The following is an 18,682-nucleotide window of genomic DNA, read 5'->3' on the forward strand; positions in this document are numbered from 1 at the left end:
GCCCAGACCGCGGCCTACGGCCACTTCGGCCGCGAGCTGCCGGACTTCACCTGGGAGCGCACCGACCGCGTCGACGCCCTGCGCGCGGCAGCCGGTCTGTAAGCACGGCCGCTGGTCTCCAGGCGCAGCTGCTGGTCCGTAAGGACGGCTGTCGCGGATTCCGCTGCGTGGTGTGATGTACGGACGGCCCCGGCCCCGGACCTCTCGGTCCGGGCCCGGGGCCGTCCGCGTTGTCAGCGGGCTTTGGTAAGAATGCTGGTGTGACCAGCGCGAACGAACCCCGCGAGGCCGCCGGGAGGGCCCGGGGGCAGGAAACGGCTCCCCGGGGACCGCAGTCCGCCGGGGACCGGCGTCCTCCTACGGCGCGGGGGCCCGTCGGGGGGCCGCGGGGCGCGGGTGAGCGGGCGGAACCGCAGGAGTCGGGTGGGGGGCCGCACCAGGAGGCTGGTCGGGGGCCGAAGCAGGACGTGGGCGGGGGGCCGGGGCAGGGGGCGGGCGGAGAGCCGGAGCAGGAGGCGGGCGGGGGGCCGCCGGAGCAGCTCGCGCTCATTCGCGAGACGGTGCGGGCCGCCAAGGCCGCCGCGCCCCGGGCCAAGCCGCGCACATGGCGCGGCGCACCGCTCGCAGAGCGGCTGCCCGTCGCCCGGATCCTGGTGAACAAGGGCGTGCTCCACCTCGACCAGCTCTGGGACTACGCCGTCCCCGCCGAGCTCGACGAGGCCGCCCAGCCCGGAGTGCGGGTCCGCGTCCGCTTCGGCGCGGGGGCGCACCAGGTCCGCGAGGGCCGTCGCGAGGGCGGCGGGCTGATCGACGGGTTCATCGTCGAGCGGCGCGCGGAGAGCGACTACAACGGCCCGCTGGCCGCGCTCGCGCACGTGGTCTCCCCCGAGCCCGTCCTCACGCCGCGCCTGCTCGCCCTCACCCGGGCCGTCGCCGACCGGTACGCAGGCAGCCTGGCCGACGTCCTGCAGCTCGCCGTGCCGCCGCGCAACGCCCGCGCCGAGTCCCGGCCCTCGCCCGACCCGCTGCCCCCGCCGCCCGCTCCCGAGCCCGGTGGCTGGCAGCGCTACCCGGCCGGGCCCGCCTTCCTGGGTGCGCTGGCCGCCGGGCGCAACCCGCGGGCCGTCTGGACCGCGCTGCCGGGCCCGGGCTGGCCCGACGAGCTGGCCCGCGCGATGGCCGCCGCCCTCTCCGCCGGTCGGGGCGCCCTCGCCGTACTGCCCGACGGGCGGTCGGTGGCCCGGCTGGACGCCGCTCTGACCGCCCTCCTCGGAGACGGCCGGCACGCGGTGCTGACCGCCGAGTCCGGTCCGGAGAAGCGCTACCGCCAGTGGCTGTCCGTGCACCGCGGTTCCGTGCGGGCCGTGATCGGGACCCGGTCCGCCATGTTCGCACCCGTACGGGACCTGGGCCTGGTCGCGATCTGGGACGACGGCGACTCCAGCCACAGCGACGACAACGCGCCCTTCCCGCACGTGCGGGAGGTGCTGGAACTGCGCTCGGCGCACGAGGAGTGCGCCTTCCTGCTCGGTGCCACCAGCTGCACGGTCGAGGCGGCGCAGCTGGTGGAGTCCGGCTGGGCCCGGCCCGTGACCGCCGACCGCGAACAGGTCCGGGCCGCCGCGCCCCTCGTGCGCACGGTCGGCGAGGACGACCTGGCCCGCGACGAGGCCGCCCGGGCCGCCCGGCTGCCCACGCTCGCCTGGCAGGCGGTGCGCGAGGGCCTCAAGACCGGCCCGGTGCTGGTCCAGGTCCCGCGCCGCGGGTACGTGCCCCGGCTGGCCTGCGAGCGGTGCCGTACCCCGGCCCGCTGCACGGCCTGCGCCGGGCCGCTGGAGGCGCCGGACGAGCGGGCGCTGCGGTGTGGCTGGTGCGGGCGCGGCGAGCTGGACTGGCACTGCGGCGCCTGCGGTTCGGCACGGCTGCGGGCCAGCATCGTGGGCGCCCGGCGGACGGCCGAGGAGCTCGGCCGGGCGTTCCCGGCGGTGCCGGTGCGCACGTCGGGGCGGGACCACGTACTGGACTCCGTGCCGGACCGCCCGGCGCTGATCGTGTCCACACCGGGCGCGGAACCGGTGGCCGAGGGCGCCGGCTACGCGGCTGCCCTGCTGCTGGACGGCTGGGCGATGCTCGGCTTCCCCGACCTGCGGGCGGGCGAGGAGGCGCTGCGCCGGTGGATCACGGCCGCTTCGCTGGTGCGCGGGGACGGCACCGTGGTCGTGGTCGCCGAGCCGTCGCTCCGGCCCGTACAGGCGCTCGTGCGCTGGGACCCGGTCGGGCACGCGGTGCGGGAACTGTCCGAGCGGGCGGAACTGCGCTTCCCACCGGTGTCGCGGATGGCGGCGGTGGTCGGCCGTCCCGACACCCTGGAGGGCTTCCTCGCCGGCGCGGCCCTGCCGTCCGATGCGGAGATTCTGGGGCCGGTTCCGGTGTTGGGGGCTGGAGCTGGGTCGGGTGCGGGGGCTGGCCGAGGTGGGGGTTCGGGTGGTGGTGCGGGTGCTCGGTCCGGCGGGGGCGGGGCTCGGCGCGGTGGCCCCGGGGGCGGTGAGGTCGGGGGTGGCGACGGGGGGATGGCGCGGGCGCTGGTCCGGGTGCCGCCGGGTTCGGGGGCGGCGCTGGCCGCCGCGCTGAAGTCCGCCCAGGCGGCCCGGCTGGCCCGTGGGCCTGCGGCTGCGGATCCGATTCGGGTGCGGATCGATCCGTTGGATATCGGGTGATCGGTGATCGGTGATCGGTGATCGGTGACGGGTGCTGGGTGGGTGGTGATGGGTGATGGGGGGAGGGGTGGGGCTGAGGTCCGTCGGTCGGGTGCTGGACGGGCGGTCGCGCTCGGTTCGGGAGGTCGGTGGTCAGCCGCGGGGGAGGAGTAGCGCTTCCGCGCCGATCGGGCGGTAGCCCGCGGCCTGGAAGGCGCGGACGCTGCGGGCGTTGCCGGCGGCCTGCTGGGACCAGACGGGCGACCCGTCCGGTACGAGGTACCGGGCGGCCGTGGCCAGGGCCCGGCCCAGACCGCGGTGGCGGGCGTCTTCGTCCACTTCGACCGCCGTCTCCCAGCGCCCCGCCACGCCCCGCCCGAGGACGAGCACCCCGCCGTCGCAGGCCCAGACGCGTACGTCGTCGCGGCGCCTGCGGGCACTGGTCACACGCGGGTGGTCGGGGTCCACGAGCTCGTGCAGGGGGAGTGGCGGTTCGCCCGACAGCGGGTCCGCCGCCGTGAGGAGGTCGATCGTGTCGGTCGTCCGGCCGGTCCGGTCGAGGAGGGCCGCCAGGAAACGGGCGTTCATCGTGGCGGCCAGTGCGTCGCAGTCCAGGGCGGCCAGCGTGGCGTGCACCCACTCGGGGTCCTCGTCGGTGAACACCACCGAGTGCGCGGTGAACGCGATCACCCCGGCGTCCCGGTGGCTCGGCTGCGGGAGCACCGTCACACCACCGTCGGGCGGCGGGTACTGACCCCGCGCCGCCGCGTCCAGCACGTCCGCCAGGGTCAGGGCTTGGGGCTGGGCATAGGCCTGGGGCTGGGCTTGGGCCTGCGTCTGGTTCGGGTGCTGGTTCGGGTGCTGGTGCTGGTGCTGGTGCTGGGACTGGTTCTGGGTCCCGGTCCCGGTCCGTGTCTGTTCCTGGTGCGCCACCTGCTCCACGGTTGCCCCCTGGTCGGCTTCGACGACGTTGATCACGCCGGTGATCCGTTCGCGACCGTATCCGATCGTGTCCGGTCGGGTTGGTGCGGGTGCGGGTGCGGGTGCGGGTGCGGGTGCGGGTGCGGGTGCGGGTGCGGGGTGGGTGGGGTGACGCCACGGCCGACGCGCGGCGGCCCCGGTGGGCGAGGGATCCGCCCAGCGGGGCCGCGGTCCCGGCGCGGGGCCGGGGAGGAGGTCAGCCCGTGCGGGGACCGGGGAAGGCGGCCGGGCGGGCCGTGGCCTCCTCGCGCAGCCCCTGGGAGCCGGACGTGGGCTGCGGCGGCATCGAGCGGGCGGCGGGCACCGTGGGCATGTTGATCGTGCGGGTCGTCGTGCCTTCGGCCAGCGGTTCGGCGGCCTCCGCCGCGGCGGCTGCCCGCCGGGCCCCGTAACGCCGGTGCACGGCCTGCTTCGTGACCCCGAGGGCGGAGCCCACCGCGTCCCACGAGAATCCGAGCGAGCGGTCGAAGTCGACCGCGGCGGTGACGAGCGTCTCGACGCTGTCGCGCAGCTCCTGGGCCAGACGGACGGTAGGGGCGGGCGCCCGGCCGTAGACGACGAATCCCGTGGAGGGTCCGGAGCGACGCGGGCGGTAGACGTTGCCCAGCTGGGCGGTGAGCGTACGCAGAGCATCCACCTGACGGCGGACCCGCTCGATGTCCCGCACCAGCAGATGCAGACTGGCCCTCGCTTGAGCGTCGTGGGTGGCGTGGTCGGCCATGAACAAGCCTCTCGTACCGGCGTAGGAACGGATCGGGCCAAAGGACGGTGCGTCACACAATGCGGCCCGTTTCGGTCAATCTCTCTTGACCAACGCTCCATCCGCCGAGGAGTCACGCACCTGGGGCGTGTCGGCATATGCGAGGGGCGCGCGTATGTGCGTACGCCCCCTGGCGGCGGTGGTGCGTACCGGTGTTGACGGGGCGGGGTGGGGCCGGTGGGGCCGGTGGGGCGGTGGGGCCCGGTGTCGGGGTGGTGGGGTAGGGCGGGGCGGGGTGGTGGGGCGGTGGTGGGATGGGGTGGGTGACGGCCGCCCCGTGGTGCGTGGGTCCCCTCGCCACTTGAGGCGGCATGGCCTGCAGGCCATGCGGCAGGCCCACCCCTGGGGCTTCGGGGCTTCGCCCTGGCCTTCGGCCACCCCAGGCCCGGGCCTGCCTCCGGACCAGCCTGCCATGCCGCCTCAAGCGCCTCCCCCCACACACCACGGGGCGGCACTCTCGCGAGGTGTGTGGGCCCGGGGCTTCGAGTGGTTTCGGGGGCGGGGTCGGTTCAGCTGCCCTCGGGCGCCGGCGGCGGTTGGGGGTGTGGTGCGGTCGTGTCCGGGGTCGGGGCGGCTCCCGGGCATGCCGGGGGTGCAAGGCAGGCCGTAGACTGGGCCGTTGCTCGAGAGAAGCATGACGTCAGCGCAAAGCGAGGTATGACCCCAGTGAAGCTCGTCTTCGCAGGTACCCCCGAGGTGGCCGTGCCCGCCCTGGACGCCCTGATCGCCTCGGAGCGGCACGAGGTCGCCGCCGTCGTCACCCGGCCCGACGCGCCGGCCGGCCGCGGCCGTCGGCTGGTCGCCAGCCCCGTCGCGCAGCGTGCGGAGGAGGCCGGCATCGAGGTCCTCAAGCCGACGCGTCCCCGCGATCCGGAGTTCCAGGCGCGGCTGCGCGAGATCGCGCCCGACTGCTGCCCCGTGGTCGCCTACGGAGCCCTGCTGCCCAAGTCGGCGCTCGACATCCCGGCCCACGGCTGGGTCAACCTGCACTTCTCGCTGCTGCCGGCCTGGCGCGGCGCGGCCCCCGTGCAGCACTCGATCATGGCGGGGGACGAGGTGACCGGTGCCTCCACCTTCCTCATCGAGGAGGGTCTGGACTCCGGGCCGCTCTACGGCGTGCTCACCGAGCAGGTCCGGCCGACCGACACCAGCGGCGACCTGCTGACCCGACTGGCGTTCGCGGGTGCCGGGCTGCTGGCCGCGACCATGGACGGCATCGCGGACGGGGCGCTGCGCGCGGTGCCGCAGCCGGCCGAGGGCATCTCCCTCGCCCCGAAGATCACCGTCGAGGACGCCAAGGTCGACTGGGCCGTGCCGGCGATGCGCGTGGACCGGGTGGTCCGCGGTTGCAACCCCGCTCCGGGTGCGTGGACGGTCTTCCGCGGCGAGCGGCTGAAGCTCATCTCGGTGGGGCTGCTGCCGGAGCGGACCGACCTGGCGGCCGGTGAGCTCGCGGGGGCCAAGAACAACGTGTACGTGGGGACCGGGTCGCACGCGGTCGAGCTCCTGTGGGTGCAGCCGCAGGGGAAGAAGCCGATGCGGGGTGCGGACTGGGCTCGGGGGGTTCGCCTCACCGCCGCCGACCGGCTGGCCTGATCCTCGGTCGTCCCGGAGGCCTGCCGTCCGGTCCGTGCTGCGGGCGGCTGGGCCTCCTGGGCTTCGCCCCGGTACCCGCCGTCCGTGCCGTCTACGGTCGGCGGGCCCCTGGCCCCGGGGGCTCCGGTGGGGTGCTGTGCTGTGCCCCGAAGCGGGAGGTTCGTGGGCGTGGGGCCGTGGCGGGGCGAGGGGGCGTGGGGGACGTACGCTGAAGGCGACATCGCGCACCATCACCGTAAGCGGAGCACCTTTCACGTGACCGAGCAGCCCCGTCGTCGTCCCGGCAAGCAGGCCAAGCCGTACCGGCGGCCCCAGAAGGACCCCGTCCGCGTCCTCGCCTTCGAGGCCCTGCGGGCGGTCGACGAGCGTGACGCGTACGCCAACCTCGTCCTGCCGCCCCTGCTGCGCAAGGCCCGCGAGGCCGCGGAGGCCAAGGGCGGCGGTTTCGATGCGCGGGACGCCGCCCTCGCCACCGAGCTGGTCTACGGCACGCTGCGTCGCCAGGGCACGTACGACGCGATCATCGCCGCCTGCGTGGACCGCCCGCTCCGCGAGGTGGACCCGCCGGTCCTGGACGTCCTCTCGCTGGGCGCCCACCAGCTGCTCGGCACCCGGATCCCCACCCACGCGGCGGTGTCGGCCAGTGTCGAGCTGGCCCGGGTCGTGCTCGGCGACGGGCGGGCCAAGTTCGTGAACGCCGTGCTGCGCAAGATCGCGGCCGACGACCTCGACGGTTGGCTGGAGCGGGTCGCCCCGCCGTACGACGAGGACGCCGAGGACCACCTCGCGGTCGTGCACTCGCACCCGCGCTGGGTCGTGTCCGCCCTCTGGGACGCCCTGGGCGGCGGCCGGGCGGGCATCGAGGACCTGCTGGAGGCCGACAACGAGCGTCCCGAGGTGACGCTGGTGGCCCGCCCCGGCCGCTCGACGCCCGAGGAGCTGCTCGGCGTCGTCGGCGAGGAGTCGGCGCTGCCCGGGCGCTGGTCGCCGTACGCCGTCCGGCTCGCGGAGGGCGGCGAGCCCGGTGCGATCGGGCCGGTACGGGAGGGCCGCGCGGGCGTGCAGGACGAGGGCAGCCAGCTGGTGGCCATCGCCCTCGCCAACGCCCCGCTGGAAGGCCGCGACGAGCGGTGGCTCGACGGCTGCGCCGGCCCCGGCGGCAAGGCGGCGCTGCTCGCCGCGCTGGCGGCCGAGCGCGGCGCGGCACTGCTCGCCTCCGAGAAGCAGCCGCACCGGGCCCGCCTCGTGGCCCGGGCCCTCGACGGGAACCCCGGCCCGTACCAGGTCATCGCCGCGGACGGCACCCGCCCGCCGTGGCTGCCCGGCAGCTTCGACCGCGTCCTGATGGACGTGCCGTGCTCGGGCCTCGGCGCGCTGCGCCGCCGTCCGGAGGCTCGCTGGCGCCGTCGCCCGGACGACATGGACGGCTTCGCGCCGTTGCAACGTGCGCTGCTGCGCGAGGCGTTGAGCGCGGTGCGGGTGGGCGGCGTGGTCGGTTACGCGACCTGCTCGCCGCACCTCGCGGAGACGCGCGTGGTCGTGGACGACATCCTCACGGGGCGCGGTGGTGCGGAGCCGGTGGCCGCCGAACTGATCGACGCCCGGCCGCTGATGCCGGGTGTGCCGGCACTCGGGGACGGCCCGGACGTGCAGCTGTGGCCGCATCTGCACGGCACGGACGCGATGTACCTGGCGCTGCTGCGGCGCACCGCGTGACGCGGGGCCCGCGGGCTGCTGGGGCGGTCCGCGGGCTGGTGTGCGGCTGGGGGCTGGTGTGCGGGTCGGTGGACCGGTGGGTCGGGTCGGGTGCCGGTGTCGGGTCCGGGGGCTCGGAAGTCGTGGGATCCGGCCAAGTAGCGTAAGAACGCGGCCAGTTGTGGGTCGGGGGGCTGGAACCGGCGGGTCCGGTCGGGGTGCGCGCGACTAGCCTGCCCCTCCTACCGCCCCTTCCGGGGTGGCCGGAGGGAGGGGCGCACATGGCCGAGGTCGTGCCGCCGGAAGCTCCTGACCTGCGGCTGGCGCGGGTCATCGTGGCCCGCCTCGCCCCGCAGGAGCTGCCGCTGTTCGAGCTGACCGCGCAGAGCCTCGTCGGGGACGGCGGCCGCCGGGTCGGGCGCGGGTCCGGTGGACGCGGGCGGGCGAAGGACGATCCGCTCGCGTTCGGGGGCGTGGCCGAGGTCGTGGTCACCGGTGTGGCGTGCGGGGTGGCCGTGGAAGTGGTCAAGGCGATGTCGCAGGACCTCGGGGCGGGCCTGGTGGTCCGGCTCCGGCGCAGGTTGGCCCGGCGGCGGGCGGTGCGGGCCGGAGGCCGGAGCGAGGGCCTGCGCGAGGGTTCGCCGGTGCGGGCCGAGGGGACCGTGGAGCGGACCTCGGCGGGCGAGGGTGCCGCCGACCCGGCGGCGGGCGGCGGGCGCGTCCCGGGCGAGGTGGTGGCCGGGTCCGGCGTGCTGTCGGAGGAGCGGATCGCGGAGCTGCGCGACGTGGCCCGCCGCAGTGCGGTCCTGCTCGGTCTGCCCGAGGACAGGTCCGAGCTGTTGGCCGCGGTGGTCGCCGAGCACCTGCGGGGTGCCGGCCGGGCCGAGGTCTGATCCGTGTCCCGGGTCGGGGCGGACGGGCGCCGTCTTGGCGGCGCGGTGCGGAGTCGGCGGTGGTGGGCGGTCGGTGACGGGGTACCCCCGGGGCGCGGCGCGGCGCTGCCGTCCGGCACGTTGATCGCGTTCGTGCTGCTGATCTGCGCCGTGTTCGCCTTCATCGGGGTCCTGCATCCCGGTTACGCGGACTGGCTGGCCGGAGCCCGGCGACTGCCGGGCGAGCCGAACGCGTGCCTGCGGGAGGCCATCTCCCGGGCAGGTGGGGTCGAGGCCTTCCTGAACGGCCCCCGCACGGGGCGCTGCGGGGTCTCCGGCGACCGCACCGCCCAGGGCACGCTGGTCTCGTACGCGATCCTCGTGGCGGCGACCGCCGGTCACTACTGGTTCCGTTCCGGACGTCGGGAACGCCGGCGGGGCGTGTGCCGGCTGGATCCGGCCGCGTCCCCCGCCCTGGCCGCCGTGCACGCCGAGCTCCGTCGGCTGACCGCGGGGGTGCCGCACGCAGGCGGCGTCGTGTACCTCGTCGACCTCCTCGACTCCGGCGTGAACGGCGTGGCCTTCGGGCGGGTGGGCCGGCGACGGGTCCTCCTCAGCCGGGGCCTGGTCGAGCTGTACGGGTGGGACGCCGACGGCAGCGGGGGAGGGGACGGCGGCGGGGGAGGGGCGGACCGGGAGGCGTTCCGGGCCGTGGTGCTGCACGAGCTGGCGCACCTGCGCAACCGCGATGTCGACATCACCATGATCACGATGGGGCTGATGCGCTGCCTCGTGGTGCTCATGCTGGTCCCGCGGGCACTCGGCGACCTGCTGTCGCTGCTCCTCGTACCGGCCGCGGGCCGGTGGTCGGTGGCAGCCTTGGTCGACTGGGCGGCGTTCGGGGCGGTGCTGCTGGTGGCGCGGGGAGCCGTGCTGAGGACCCGGGAGTTCCAGGCGGACGCCAGGGTGGTGGAGTGGCAGGGCGGGCCGGGTCCCCTGACGCGGGCCTTCGTACGGGCCGGGGCGCGGGGGTCGGCCGGGATGCGGGGGTCGGCTTCGGCGCGGGGGTCGGGCGAGGTGCACGGACCGGCTGGTGTGCACGGTCCGGCTGGTGTGCACGGTCCGGCTGGGGTGCCGGGTGCGGCTGGGGTGGCCGGTGCGGCTGGGCTGCGGGTCCGGGCGGGGGCGCGGCGGTGGGTGCACGGGTGGCGGCGGCTCACGCGCAGCCACCCGGGTTTCGCGGAGCGGGAGCGCTGCCTGATCGACCGGCGTGCGTTGACGCACCAGGGGTTCGGCTTCGCCTTCGTGCTCGGGTTCTGCGTGCCGGCGGCCTGGGACCCGGCGGTCTCTTTCACCGCCCTCGCGCGGGTCGGCAGCCTGCGGTCCTGGTGGCCGGCCGAGCTGATCACCGTCGTGGTCACCGTGGTCCTCTTCCTGACGGTGGCCCGCTCCCGCGGACTCGGCGCGCGGCTCGGACCGGACGACCGCCCCGGCGTGCCGGGTGCGCCGGACCGCCGACGCCGGGCGCCGTTCCGGGCCGGGCTGGCGGTCGGGATCGCGGCGGGCTACGCGGTGGCGCCGAGCGTCGTGGCCGACCACGTGATGCTCCCCGGGCTCGGGGTGCCGGCGCAGCTCGCGGGATGGGCGGCGGTGGCGCTGCTGGGCCTGCTGTTCGCGCTGTGGTGCGAGTACGTGGCGGAGTGCTGGGCCGGGCCGCTCGCGGCGACCCGTAGGCCGCTGCCGGGGGTGGCGGTCCTGGGGCTGGCCGCGGTGGGGCTGGTGCTCCTGCACGCGTCGCTGGTGTTCGGGCTGCCGTGGCAGATCGAGCTCGGGCAGTTCCTGGACGAGCGGCTCCGGGACCTGCCGGCCGCGGTGCGGGCGGCGGTGTGGACGCAGAACATGTTCGCGGTCCGGTTCGCGCAGCCGCTGTGGTTCGGGGCGGTGCTGCTCCTGGCGCTGGGCGTGCCGTTGGTGGGGGCGGCCGTGGGGAGGTGGTCCGGCGCGGGGAGTGCGACGGGCCGGGCGGGTGTGCGTGGGGAGGTCGGAGAGCGGGACGCGGTGCGTGCGGGTGCGGGTGCGGGTGCCGGTGCGGGTGCGGGGGCGGGTGTGGCGGGGGGTCCGGCCGGCGGGTCCTGGGGCGGCCCCGGGGCCGGGGTGCGTGCGCCGTGGGGTCCCGGTCCGTCGGCGGGGGCGGGGGCCGCGGATCCGTGGGCCCCGCCGCCCGGTGGCGGGCGGTCGCCGACGTCACCGGGAGCACGGCGACGGGGGTGGGGCGTGGCCGGTGTCGCCGTCCTCGTGGCGGTCCTCTTCCCGTACGGCTTCGGCTGGTGGTGCGCGCGGGCGGGGGCGGGCGGACTGGACCGGCCCGCCGTGGTCGTACCGATGACGCTGCTCGTGGTCGTGGGAACGGTGGCCGGGGGGCTGGTACGGCGGCACCGGGCGCTCTGGGCGGCCTGCTCGGTGCTGGCCGTGGCGGTGGTGGTGCTGGCCTGCGCGGCCGGACTGCTCCTGGTCACGGGGGCGCTCGCCACGGCCGCCCCGCTCCTGGGCGCGTGGACCCTGCTCGTCGGACTGTGCGTGGAGGCGGCCGTCGTCGGGGCGCTGCTGGCCGGGGTCGCGGCCGGTCCCGGCCCGGACCGGGCGCCGGCCGGACCGGGCCACTAGCCCGGGCAGCCACGTCGGCCCGAGGTGTCCGTCGTCGCGCGCGTGGCGGGGGCGCGTCGGTCGCCGCCCCGCCACGTCCGCGGGCCCGTCCGTCTCCGACGGGAGACGGGCGGGACGCCCGCGTAGGGGGAGGGGTGGAGGGCATGGCACGCTTGGGGCATGGCCGTTCAGATCAATCCCAGCATCCTGTCCGCCGACTTCTCCCGGCTCGCCGACGAAGCCAAGGCCGTCGAGGGCGCCGACTGGCTCCACGTCGACGTCATGGACAACCACTTCGTCCCGAACCTGACCCTCGGCATGCCGATCGTCGAGTCCCTCAGCCGGGCCACGGACACCCCGCTGGACCTGCATCTGATGATCGAGGACCCGGACCGCTGGGCCCCGCAGTACGTGGAGGCCGGCGCCGGTTCGATCACCTTCCACGCCGAGGCCGCCGCGGCGCCCGTGCGGCTCGCGCGGGAGATCCGGGCCAAGGGTGCCCGCGCCGCCATGGCGCTCAAGCCCGCCACGCCCATCGAGCAGTACGAGGACATCCTCGCCGAGCTGGACATGGTGCTGATCATGACGGTCGAGCCCGGCTTCGGCGGCCAGGCCTTCCTCGACGTGATGCTGCCCAAGATCCGCCGCACCCGCGAGCTGATCGCCAAGCACGGACTGGACATGTGGCTCCAGGTCGACGGCGGCGTGTCGGCGTCGACCATCGAGCGCTGCGCCGAGGCGGGGGCCGACGTGTTCGTGGCCGGCTCGGCCGTGTACGGGGCCGTGGACCCGGCCGCCGCGGTCCGCACCCTCCGCGAGCAGGCGGGCGTCGCGGTCGCCGCGGCGCCGTGGGCCTGCGACCACTGACCGCGTGACGTCCGGGGCCCCTGGGGCGCCTCGGACGCCCCAGACGAAGGCTCGGTGAACAGCTCGGTGAACGGTAGCTGTCCGGGCTGATCAACGGCCGCCGGATCTGACAGGATGAACGGCGAGTCGAGAGTGTGAACAGCAGTGAGGAGATCGCGGTGTCTGGTGTGTCGGCGGGACGCACGGCCCTGCGGATGGGACCCGCGGAGCTGGTGCAGGCGGCGGCCATGGCCCGTCGCTTCTACCTGGAGGGCAAGTCCAAGATCCAGATCGCGGAGGAGTTCGGCGTCAGCCGCTTCAAGGTGGCCCGGGTCCTGGAGACCGCCCTCGAACGCGACCTCGTACGGATCGAGATCCGGGTGCCGGCCGAGCTCGACGCGGAGCGCTCCGACGCCCTGCGCGCCCGGTACGGGCTGCGGCACGCGGTCGTCGTGGAGTCCCCGGCCGACGCGGCCGAGGACGCCCCCGACCCGGAGAACCTCGGCGCCGTCGCCGCCGACCTGCTCGGGGAGCTGGTCAGCGAGGGCGACGTCCTCGGCCTGGCCTGGGGCAGGTCGACCATCCACATGGCCGCCGCCCTGCACCGGCTGCCCCCGTGCACGGTGGTGCAGCTGACGGGCGTGTACGACGCGGGAACGGCGGAGCGCGGCTCCGTCGAGGCGGTGCGGCGTGCCGCGCAGGTCTCCGGCGGCGACGCGCACCCCATCTACGCGCCCATGCTGCTGCCCGACCCGGCGACGGCGGCCGCCCTGCGCAACCAGACCGGCATCGCCCGCGCCTTCGAGTACTTCGACAAGGTCACGGTCGCGGCCGTGTCCATCGGCTCCTGGGAGCCGGGCATCTCGACGGTCCACGACATGCTCACCGACGAGGAGCGGGCGCACTACGCCTCCCTCGGCGTGGCCGCGGAGATGTCCGCGCACCTCTTCGACAAGGACGGCCGCAGGGTCGGCCGGGACCTCGGCGAGCGGTGCATCACGGTCGAGGCCGACCGGCTGCGGCGGATCCCCGAGGTCGTGGCGATCGCGGGCGGCCTGCGCAAGGCGTCGGCCATCGGCGCGGTGCTGCGGTCCGGGCTCGTCACGAGCCTCGTGACGGACACGGCGGCCGCCGAGTACCTCCTGAGCGAGTCGGACCCGCCGGTCCGGCCGGCGCTGGAGCGGTCCGACCCGGACGACTACTCCGCGCGCTGACCGTTCCGCCCGCGCCACGGTCACCCGATCGCCGGGTCGCCGGGCGGGCAGTGGGGCGCGCGGCAGAGGGCAGGAGCTCGGTCGTGCGCGGCAGGGCGGTGGGCCGTGAGTGGAGGGGCGGGGCGGTGAGCGGCGAGCGCGTGGGCCGGGCCGACGTGCCCGGACCGGAGTGGTGGGCGCAGGACCCCGAGCACTGGGAGTTGCTGCGCTTCGAGGCGGTCTCCACGGCGGACGGTCCCACCGGGGACCGGGCGCGGGAGGACCGCGCCGCCGTCCTGGACCTGCTCGTCACGGCACCGGGCCCGGTCGGCCACGGCTTCGCCCGGTTCCTGCTGGAGCAGGAGATCCTCTTCCACAAGGACTCCTGGGGTTTCCACCACGGCATCGAGGTCGCCGCGGTGCTGCTGGCCGAGCACCGCCGGCCCGAGGACGTCTGGCTGCTCTGGGAGGCGGTCACGACCAGCTTCGACACGTGGTGCGGCCTGCCCCACCGGCTGCTCTTCGCGGCGGGCGGCAGCACCGGGACGCTCGCCCACGTCGCGGGCTCGGGCGACGAGCGGCGCGAGCACCTGTTGGAGCTGCTGCGGGACGTGCCGGCGGCCTCCGAGGACGAGGTCGGCGCGTTCGTCGCCGAACGCCGCCGGTACTACGCCGAGATCCTCCGGCAGCTCGACGCGGCCCCGGACGCGGACGCCGGCTGAGGGCCGCCGTCGGCGGCCGTCCGGTGGGCGGGGCGTCGCCGCGCGACGGCCGTGCGATCGCGGGTCCGGGGGATGTTTGGCAGCATCGGGCGCATGATCGTGCGGCGAGCGGGCGCTGCGGTGCGCCGGGTGCTGGGGGTGGTGTTCCTCTGTCTCGCGCTGGGCGTCGTGACGGCCTGCGGGGGCGGGGGGAGCGGCGGCTCGGCGACGGCCGGAACGCGTGCCGGGGCGAGCCCTACGGTGGCGCCGGGGCGGCCGACGGCCAGTGTCCCGCCGTGGGCGGCGGGGATGGCGGTCGTACGGGCGGCCGACCTGCCGGCCGAGGCGCGCGCCACGCTGCGGCTCGTCGACCGGGGCGGGCCGTACCCGTACCGCCAGGACGGCGTGGTCTTCGGGAACTTCGAGCGACTGCTGCCGGCGCGCGAGCGGGGCTACTACCACGAGTACACCGTGCGGACGCCGGGCGAGCGGGACCGCGGGGCGCGGCGGATCGTGACCGGGCGGGGCGGCGAGCTCTACTACACGGACGACCACTACGACAGCTTCAGGGCGGTGCTCCGATGAGGACGCAGGATCCGTCGGCCGGGGACGGTCCCGGCGGGGTGCGCGAAGCGGTGGCGGGGGAGCCCCTCGGGCCGGTGCTGGACGCCGCGCGGGAGGCGGGGTGGCGCACGTACGCCGTGGAACTGGACGGGGTTCGGGCGAAGGCCGCGCTGATGGAGGCCTTCGCGCGGGGGCTCCGGCTGCCGTCCTGGTTCGGGGGGAACTGGGACGCGCTGGCCGACTGCCTGACCGACCTGTCGTGGGAGGCGGAGGCGGAGGCTCCCGGGCCGGCCGGCCGGCTGCTGGTCGTCGGCTCGTGGACGGCGTACGCGGCCGCCCGGGCCGACGAGGCGGAGGTGCTGCGCGACGTGCTGGAGTCGGCGGCGGGCTTCTGGCGGGAGACCGGGCCCCCGCTGGCGGTGCTGCTCGCGCCGGAGGCCGTCTGAGCCCGGCCGGCGGTGCCGGCCGGGCGGCATCGGTCGCGACCGCGGCCCCGTCGTCGGACGGGGCCGCGGTCGCGCGGTGGCGTCAGGACGCCGTCTTCGGGATCCAGGGCGGGGTCTGGCCCCAGCCCCAGACGGGGACGCGGGCCGCGTCCACCGGGGGCGGGTCGTCGCCCGAGTAGATCAGGGCCATGCGCGTGCCCCACTCGATGTAGTAGACGAAGACCGCGCGGAACTCGGGGTCGGTCGGGAGGCCGACCTCGTCCGCGGTGTCGAGGAGGAGGTCCACCCAGCGGCGGCGCTGCTCCTCGGTGATGCCGCGGCCCAGGTGCTTGGTGGCCATGTGCATGTGGCCGCCGTGGTGCGCCGTGTAGTCGGCCGGGCCGCCGAAGACCTCCGACAGCCAGACCGCCACGTGCTGCGGGTGCTCCGCGTCCATCCCGGCGAACACCGGGGCCAGGATCTCGTCCTGCAGCGCGTGGCCGTAGAAGGCGTCGGTGAGGCGGTTCATCGCCTCGGCCCCGCCCATCCATTCGTAGATCGTCGGGGTGCCCGACGGGTTCGAGGTGCTCATCGTGCTCCGCCTCGCCTCGTGCCTCTCGTACCGGGCCGGTGCATGGCCGGCCGGTTCATGCCTGTGCGGGAGCGCCGCCCGTGCCGACCACGTCCGTGACGCCGTAGTGCTGCATCTCCTCGATGGCGGTCACGTACGGGCGGATGGCGCTGAAGAAGCCCGGGAAGTGCTCGCCGCGCCGGAAGCCCTGCAGGTGGGCCTCGACCGAGGTCCAGCGGATCCGGAGGATGTAGCGCTCCGGCTCCTCGTCGCAGCGGGCCAGCTCGTAGTCGATGCACTCGGGCGCCGCGGCCAGCGACTTGGCGGCCTCGCGGTAGGCGTCCTCGAAGGCCTGGCGGTCGTCTAACGCGATCCGGTAGCGGATGTACTCGACGGTGGTAGCCATGTCAGGTCTGCCCTTCCCTGTTGCCTGCCCCGGTCGTCTGCTCCGGGCCGGCGGTCGGCTTGATCAGTTGCTCGTCGCCACCTTGGCGCGATCATCCTTCCCCGTCAGCCGTTTGCCTCATTCCTCCTCGGACTCCATGGAGTCGGTCGCCCGGTCGGGGCCCTGGGCGCGTACCCGTTCGACCTCCTCCAGGGACGCCCGCAGGTCCGCCAGCCACGTGTCGGTGTTCTTGCCGACCAGGCGTACGCACCACGCCAGCGCGTCGGCGCGGCTGCGCGCGACCCCGCCGGCGACCAGGGTGTCGAGGACCTGGCGCTCCGACTGGCGCAGCCGGGTCATGACGGGGACCGCGAGGTGGGTGAACAGGGCGCGCCCGGCGTCGGTCTCGACGCCCCAGGCCACCTTGCGGCGGTAGAGGGACTCGGCCTCGCGGGCGACCTCGATGCGCTGGTCGCGGGTGCGGGCGCGGAACTCCTTCACCGATTCGCCGGCCGGGACGCGGCCGATGACGGTGATCTCCTCCCGGTCGACGACCACGTCGACCAGGCTCTCGTACACGTCGATGGGCAGTCGCTCCGCGAACCAGCCGCGGAGCTGCTCTCGCTGCTCGGCTGTAATCATGTAATCAACGGTGCGTCCGTTATCGGCTTGATCGCAAGGAGGGACGGTCCGTTCCGCCCACGGCGGAACGGACCGTCCCCTCAGCCTGCAGGCGGTCAGCCCATCGAGCGGTAGCGGTGGATCAGGGAGACGGCCATCGCGCCCTCGCCCACCCCGGAGGCCACCCGCTTGACCGAGTGCGCCCGGACGTCGCCGGCCGCGAACACCCCCGGCACGCTGGTCTCCAGCGGGTACGGGGCCCGCTCGAGGCTCCACTCGGCCGGCAGCTCGCCGCCGTTGGCGATCAGGTCGGAACCGGTGAGCACGAACCCGAACTCGTCCCGCTCCACCACGCCCGCCAGCCAGTCCGTGTGCGGCCGGGCGCCGATGAAGGTGAACATGAACCGGCACGCGACCTCGGTGTCCGTGCCGGCCGCCGCGTCGTGCAGGGTGATCCGCTCCAGGTGCTCGTCGCCGTCGAGGGCGACGACCGTGGTGCGGGCCCGCACCTCGATGTTGGGCGTGCGCTCGATCTCGTCGATCAGGTAGTGGGACATGCTCGCCGCCAACGAGTCCGCGCGGACGAGGATCGTCACGCGGGCGGCGTACTTCGCGAAGTGCACGGCCGCCTGACCGGCCGAGTTCGCCCCGCCCACGATGAACACGTGCTGCGAGATGCACGCCGAGCTCTCGGTGGTGGCCGCGCCGTAGTAGAGCCCCGCGCCCTCGAAGCGCTCCGCGCCCGGCGCCTCCAGCCGGTTGTACGCGACCCCGGTCGCCAGCAGCACGGTCTCCGCGCTGATCTCCGTGCCGTCCGCCAGCGTGAGGATCTTGGCGGGGTCGTCGCGGGTCAGCGAGACCACCTCGACCGGGTGCAGGATCTCCGCACCGAACCGGGCCGCCTGGATGGTGGCGCGCCGGGTCAGGTCGCCGCCGGACAGGCCGGAGGGGAAGCCCAGGTAGTTCTCGATCAGGCTCGAGGTGCCCGCCTGGCCGCCCGGCGCGCGCGAGTCCAGCATCAGCGTCGACAGGCCCTCGGAGGCCGAGTACACGCCGGCCGCGAGCCCCGCCGGGCCGGCGCCGACGATCACGCACTCGTAGTGCGGGCGCGAGGCGGTGGTCGACAGGCCCAGCTTGCGGGCGAGTTCGGCGTCGGAGGGCGCCGACAGCAGGGCGCCGTCGGGGAAGCGGACCAGCGGCAGGGCTGCGTCCGGCTGGGTGGCGAGCAGGGTCAGGGCCTCGGGGTCCCGCTCCACGTTCAGGAAGCGGAACGGCTGCCCGTTGCGGGTGAAGAAGTCCCGCACGGCGTGCGTGCCGGGGGCGACCAGGTGGCCGGCGACGATGATCCCGTCGTACGCGGGCCGGTAGGTGGCCAGCCAGTCCGACAGCAGGTCGTCGAGGACCGGGAAGAGCCGCTCGTGCGGCGGGTCCCAGGGCTTGAGCAGGTAGTAGTCCAGCCGGACCCGGTTGATCGCGGTGATGGCGGCGTCCGTCTCGGCGTACGCCGTCAGCAGCACCCGGCGGGCGTCCGGGAAGCGGCTGACCGCCTCCAGCAGGAACTCCACCCCGGTCACGTCCGGCATCCGCTGGTCCACCAGGAACAGCGCGGGGTCGTGGCCCCGCTCGTCCAGCGAATCGAGGATCTTCAACGCGTCGGCGGCCGAGGAGGCGCCCAGCACGCGATACCGGTCGCCGTACGCGCTGCGCAGGTCGCGGCGGACGGCCCGGAGCACCTGGGGGTCGTCGTCGACGGCCAGGATGACGGGCTTGCGGCTCTCGCGCTCCTCCCGGGCCCGCACCGGGCCCTCGGCCTCCGCCGCGACGGCCGGCCGCGCCGCGCTGTCGTGCGCCGTACTCATGCGGTCTCCAGCAGCAGCTCGTCGGCGTAGCACCAGGCCCAGTCCTCGCCCGGTTCGTGCGAGGCGGCGATCGGATGCTCCGTGCGCCGGTAGTGCTTGGTCGCGTGCCGGTTCCTGGAGGAGTCGCAGCAGCCGATGTGACCGCAGCTCAGGCACATCCGCAGATGGACCCACGAGTCGCCGAGCGCGAGGCACTCCTCGCAGCCCTCGGTGCCTGCGGTCACCGGGCGTATCTGATCGATATGGGTGCAGCTCATGTCCATCGGACCCCGTC

17 protein-coding genes are annotated in these 18,682 nt (G+C 75.5%); 10 read left to right on the forward strand and 7 right to left on the reverse strand.

Annotated features, from left to right (window positions below):
• Positions 1 to 467: 467 nt before the first annotated feature.
• On the forward strand, positions 468 to 2,717 hold the full coding sequence (locus ACIQCH_RS23380; protein WP_402583764.1) for a primosomal protein N': 2,250 nt from the start codon (positions 468 to 470) through the stop codon (positions 2,715 to 2,717).
• Positions 2,718 to 2,849: 132 nt separating this feature from the next.
• Here ACIQCH_RS23380 and ACIQCH_RS23385 read toward each other — a convergent pair whose 3' ends face one another.
• Positions 2,850 to 3,488: a GNAT family N-acetyltransferase gene (locus tag ACIQCH_RS23385; RefSeq protein WP_402583920.1), complete on the reverse strand. Its 639-nt coding sequence runs from the start codon at positions 3,486 to 3,488 to the stop codon at positions 2,850 to 2,852.
• Between the two features lie 385 nt (positions 3,489 to 3,873).
• Entirely contained in the window at positions 3,874 to 4,398 is a 525-nt protein-coding gene (locus tag ACIQCH_RS23390; RefSeq protein ID WP_030211095.1) for a hypothetical protein, read from the reverse strand.
• A 705-nt stretch (positions 4,399 to 5,103) separates the two neighbouring features.
• On the opposite strand from ACIQCH_RS23390, the gene fmt reads away from it, so the two are divergent.
• The 9 genes from fmt (at position 5,104) to ACIQCH_RS23435 (ending at position 14,993) form a co-directional block, all read left to right on the forward strand.
• Positions 5,104 to 6,033, forward strand: coding sequence for a methionyl-tRNA formyltransferase (gene fmt / locus ACIQCH_RS23395; protein ID WP_402583922.1), 930 nt, complete (start codon positions 5,104 to 5,106; stop codon positions 6,031 to 6,033).
• 255 nt (positions 6,034 to 6,288) lie between these two features.
• Positions 6,289 to 7,749, forward strand: coding sequence for an RsmB/NOP family class I SAM-dependent RNA methyltransferase (locus tag ACIQCH_RS23400; protein WP_402583766.1), 1,461 nt, complete (start codon positions 6,289 to 6,291; stop codon positions 7,747 to 7,749).
• A gap of 260 nt (positions 7,750 to 8,009) precedes the next feature.
• Positions 8,010 to 8,621 carry a hypothetical protein gene (locus ACIQCH_RS23405; protein WP_402583768.1) on the forward strand — a complete coding sequence of 204 codons (612 nt, stop codon included), beginning with the start codon at positions 8,010 to 8,012 and terminating at the stop codon, positions 8,619 to 8,621.
• Positions 8,622 to 8,741: 120 nt separating this feature from the next.
• The gene (locus tag ACIQCH_RS23410; RefSeq protein WP_402583769.1) at positions 8,742 to 11,264 is read left to right on the forward strand and encodes a M48 family metallopeptidase; all 2,523 of its coding nucleotides are present in this window, start codon (positions 8,742 to 8,744) and stop codon (positions 11,262 to 11,264) included.
• Positions 11,265 to 11,423: 159 nt separating this feature from the next.
• Positions 11,424 to 12,110: a ribulose-phosphate 3-epimerase gene (rpe, locus tag ACIQCH_RS23415; RefSeq protein WP_402583771.1), complete on the forward strand. Its 687-nt coding sequence runs from the start codon at positions 11,424 to 11,426 to the stop codon at positions 12,108 to 12,110.
• A gap of 134 nt (positions 12,111 to 12,244) precedes the next feature.
• Positions 12,245 to 13,303 carry a sugar-binding transcriptional regulator gene (locus ACIQCH_RS23420; protein ID WP_402583773.1) on the forward strand — a complete coding sequence of 353 codons (1,059 nt, stop codon included), beginning with the start codon at positions 12,245 to 12,247 and terminating at the stop codon, positions 13,301 to 13,303.
• Positions 13,304 to 13,428: 125 nt separating this feature from the next.
• Positions 13,429 to 14,004 carry a hypothetical protein gene (locus tag ACIQCH_RS23425; protein WP_402583775.1) on the forward strand — a complete coding sequence of 192 codons (576 nt, stop codon included), beginning with the start codon at positions 13,429 to 13,431 and terminating at the stop codon, positions 14,002 to 14,004.
• 93 nt (positions 14,005 to 14,097) lie between these two features.
• Complete coding sequence (locus ACIQCH_RS23430) at positions 14,098 to 14,568, forward strand: ribonuclease domain-containing protein (RefSeq protein ID WP_402583777.1); 471 nt, start codon at positions 14,098 to 14,100, stop codon at positions 14,566 to 14,568.
• Positions 14,565 to 14,993 (forward strand): barstar family protein, encoded by a 429-nt coding sequence (locus ACIQCH_RS23435; RefSeq protein WP_402583779.1) that lies wholly within the window; start codon positions 14,565 to 14,567, stop codon positions 14,991 to 14,993. Before ACIQCH_RS23430 ends, ACIQCH_RS23435 begins: the two co-directional genes overlap by 4 nt.
• An 82-nt stretch (positions 14,994 to 15,075) precedes the next feature.
• On the opposite strand, the gene ACIQCH_RS23440 is transcribed toward ACIQCH_RS23435, so the two are convergent.
• From ACIQCH_RS23440 to ACIQCH_RS23460, 5 genes are all read right to left on the reverse strand, one after another.
• Positions 15,076 to 15,564, reverse strand: coding sequence for a group II truncated hemoglobin (locus ACIQCH_RS23440; protein WP_037888418.1), 489 nt, complete (start codon positions 15,562 to 15,564; stop codon positions 15,076 to 15,078).
• A gap of 55 nt (positions 15,565 to 15,619) precedes the next feature.
• Positions 15,620 to 15,949 carry a putative quinol monooxygenase gene (locus tag ACIQCH_RS23445; protein WP_037888416.1) on the reverse strand — a complete coding sequence of 110 codons (330 nt, stop codon included), beginning with the start codon at positions 15,947 to 15,949 and terminating at the stop codon, positions 15,620 to 15,622.
• 117 nt (positions 15,950 to 16,066) lie between these two features.
• Complete coding sequence (locus ACIQCH_RS23450; RefSeq protein ID WP_402583781.1) at positions 16,067 to 16,570, reverse strand: hypothetical protein; 504 nt, start codon at positions 16,568 to 16,570, stop codon at positions 16,067 to 16,069.
• A 95-nt stretch (positions 16,571 to 16,665) separates the two neighbouring features.
• Positions 16,666 to 18,408, reverse strand: a complete 1,743-nt coding sequence (locus ACIQCH_RS23455) for an FAD-dependent oxidoreductase (RefSeq protein WP_402583783.1) — start codon at positions 18,406 to 18,408, stop codon at positions 16,666 to 16,668.
• Entirely contained in the window at positions 18,405 to 18,671 is a 267-nt protein-coding gene (locus ACIQCH_RS23460; protein WP_402583785.1) for a UBP-type zinc finger domain-containing protein, read from the reverse strand. Before ACIQCH_RS23460 ends, ACIQCH_RS23455 begins: the two co-directional genes overlap by 4 nt.
• Between the last annotated feature and the right edge of the window lie 11 nt (positions 18,672 to 18,682).

It is taken from the genome of Streptomyces sp. NPDC093225, assembly GCF_044753805.1.
Classification (GTDB): domain Bacteria; phylum Actinomycetota; class Actinomycetes; order Streptomycetales; family Streptomycetaceae; genus Streptomyces.

Excerpts from the sequence above, each read along its gene's own strand:
- ACIQCH_RS23445 (WP_037888416.1), bottom strand. The coding sequence starts at position 15,949 with ATGGCTACCACCGTCGAGTACATCCGCTACCGGATCGCGTTAGACGAC.
- ACIQCH_RS23460 (WP_402583785.1), bottom strand. The coding sequence starts at position 18,671 with ATGGACATGAGCTGCACCCATATCGATCAGATACGCCCGGTGACCGCA.
- ACIQCH_RS23450 (WP_402583781.1), bottom strand. The coding sequence starts at position 16,570 with ATGATTACAGCCGAGCAGCGAGAGCAGCTCCGCGGCTGGTTCGCGGAG.
- ACIQCH_RS23390 (WP_030211095.1), bottom strand. The coding sequence starts at position 4,398 with ATGGCCGACCACGCCACCCACGACGCTCAAGCGAGGGCCAGTCTGCAT.
- ACIQCH_RS23405 (WP_402583768.1), top strand. The coding sequence starts at position 8,010 with ATGGCCGAGGTCGTGCCGCCGGAAGCTCCTGACCTGCGGCTGGCGCGG.
- rpe (WP_402583771.1), top strand. The coding sequence starts at position 11,424 with ATGGCCGTTCAGATCAATCCCAGCATCCTGTCCGCCGACTTCTCCCGG.
- ACIQCH_RS23455 (WP_402583783.1), bottom strand. The coding sequence starts at position 18,408 with ATGAGTACGGCGCACGACAGCGCGGCGCGGCCGGCCGTCGCGGCGGAG.
- ACIQCH_RS23430 (WP_402583777.1), top strand. The coding sequence starts at position 14,098 with ATGATCGTGCGGCGAGCGGGCGCTGCGGTGCGCCGGGTGCTGGGGGTG.
- ACIQCH_RS23435 (WP_402583779.1), top strand. The coding sequence starts at position 14,565 with ATGAGGACGCAGGATCCGTCGGCCGGGGACGGTCCCGGCGGGGTGCGC.
- ACIQCH_RS23440 (WP_037888418.1), bottom strand. The coding sequence starts at position 15,564 with ATGAGCACCTCGAACCCGTCGGGCACCCCGACGATCTACGAATGGATG.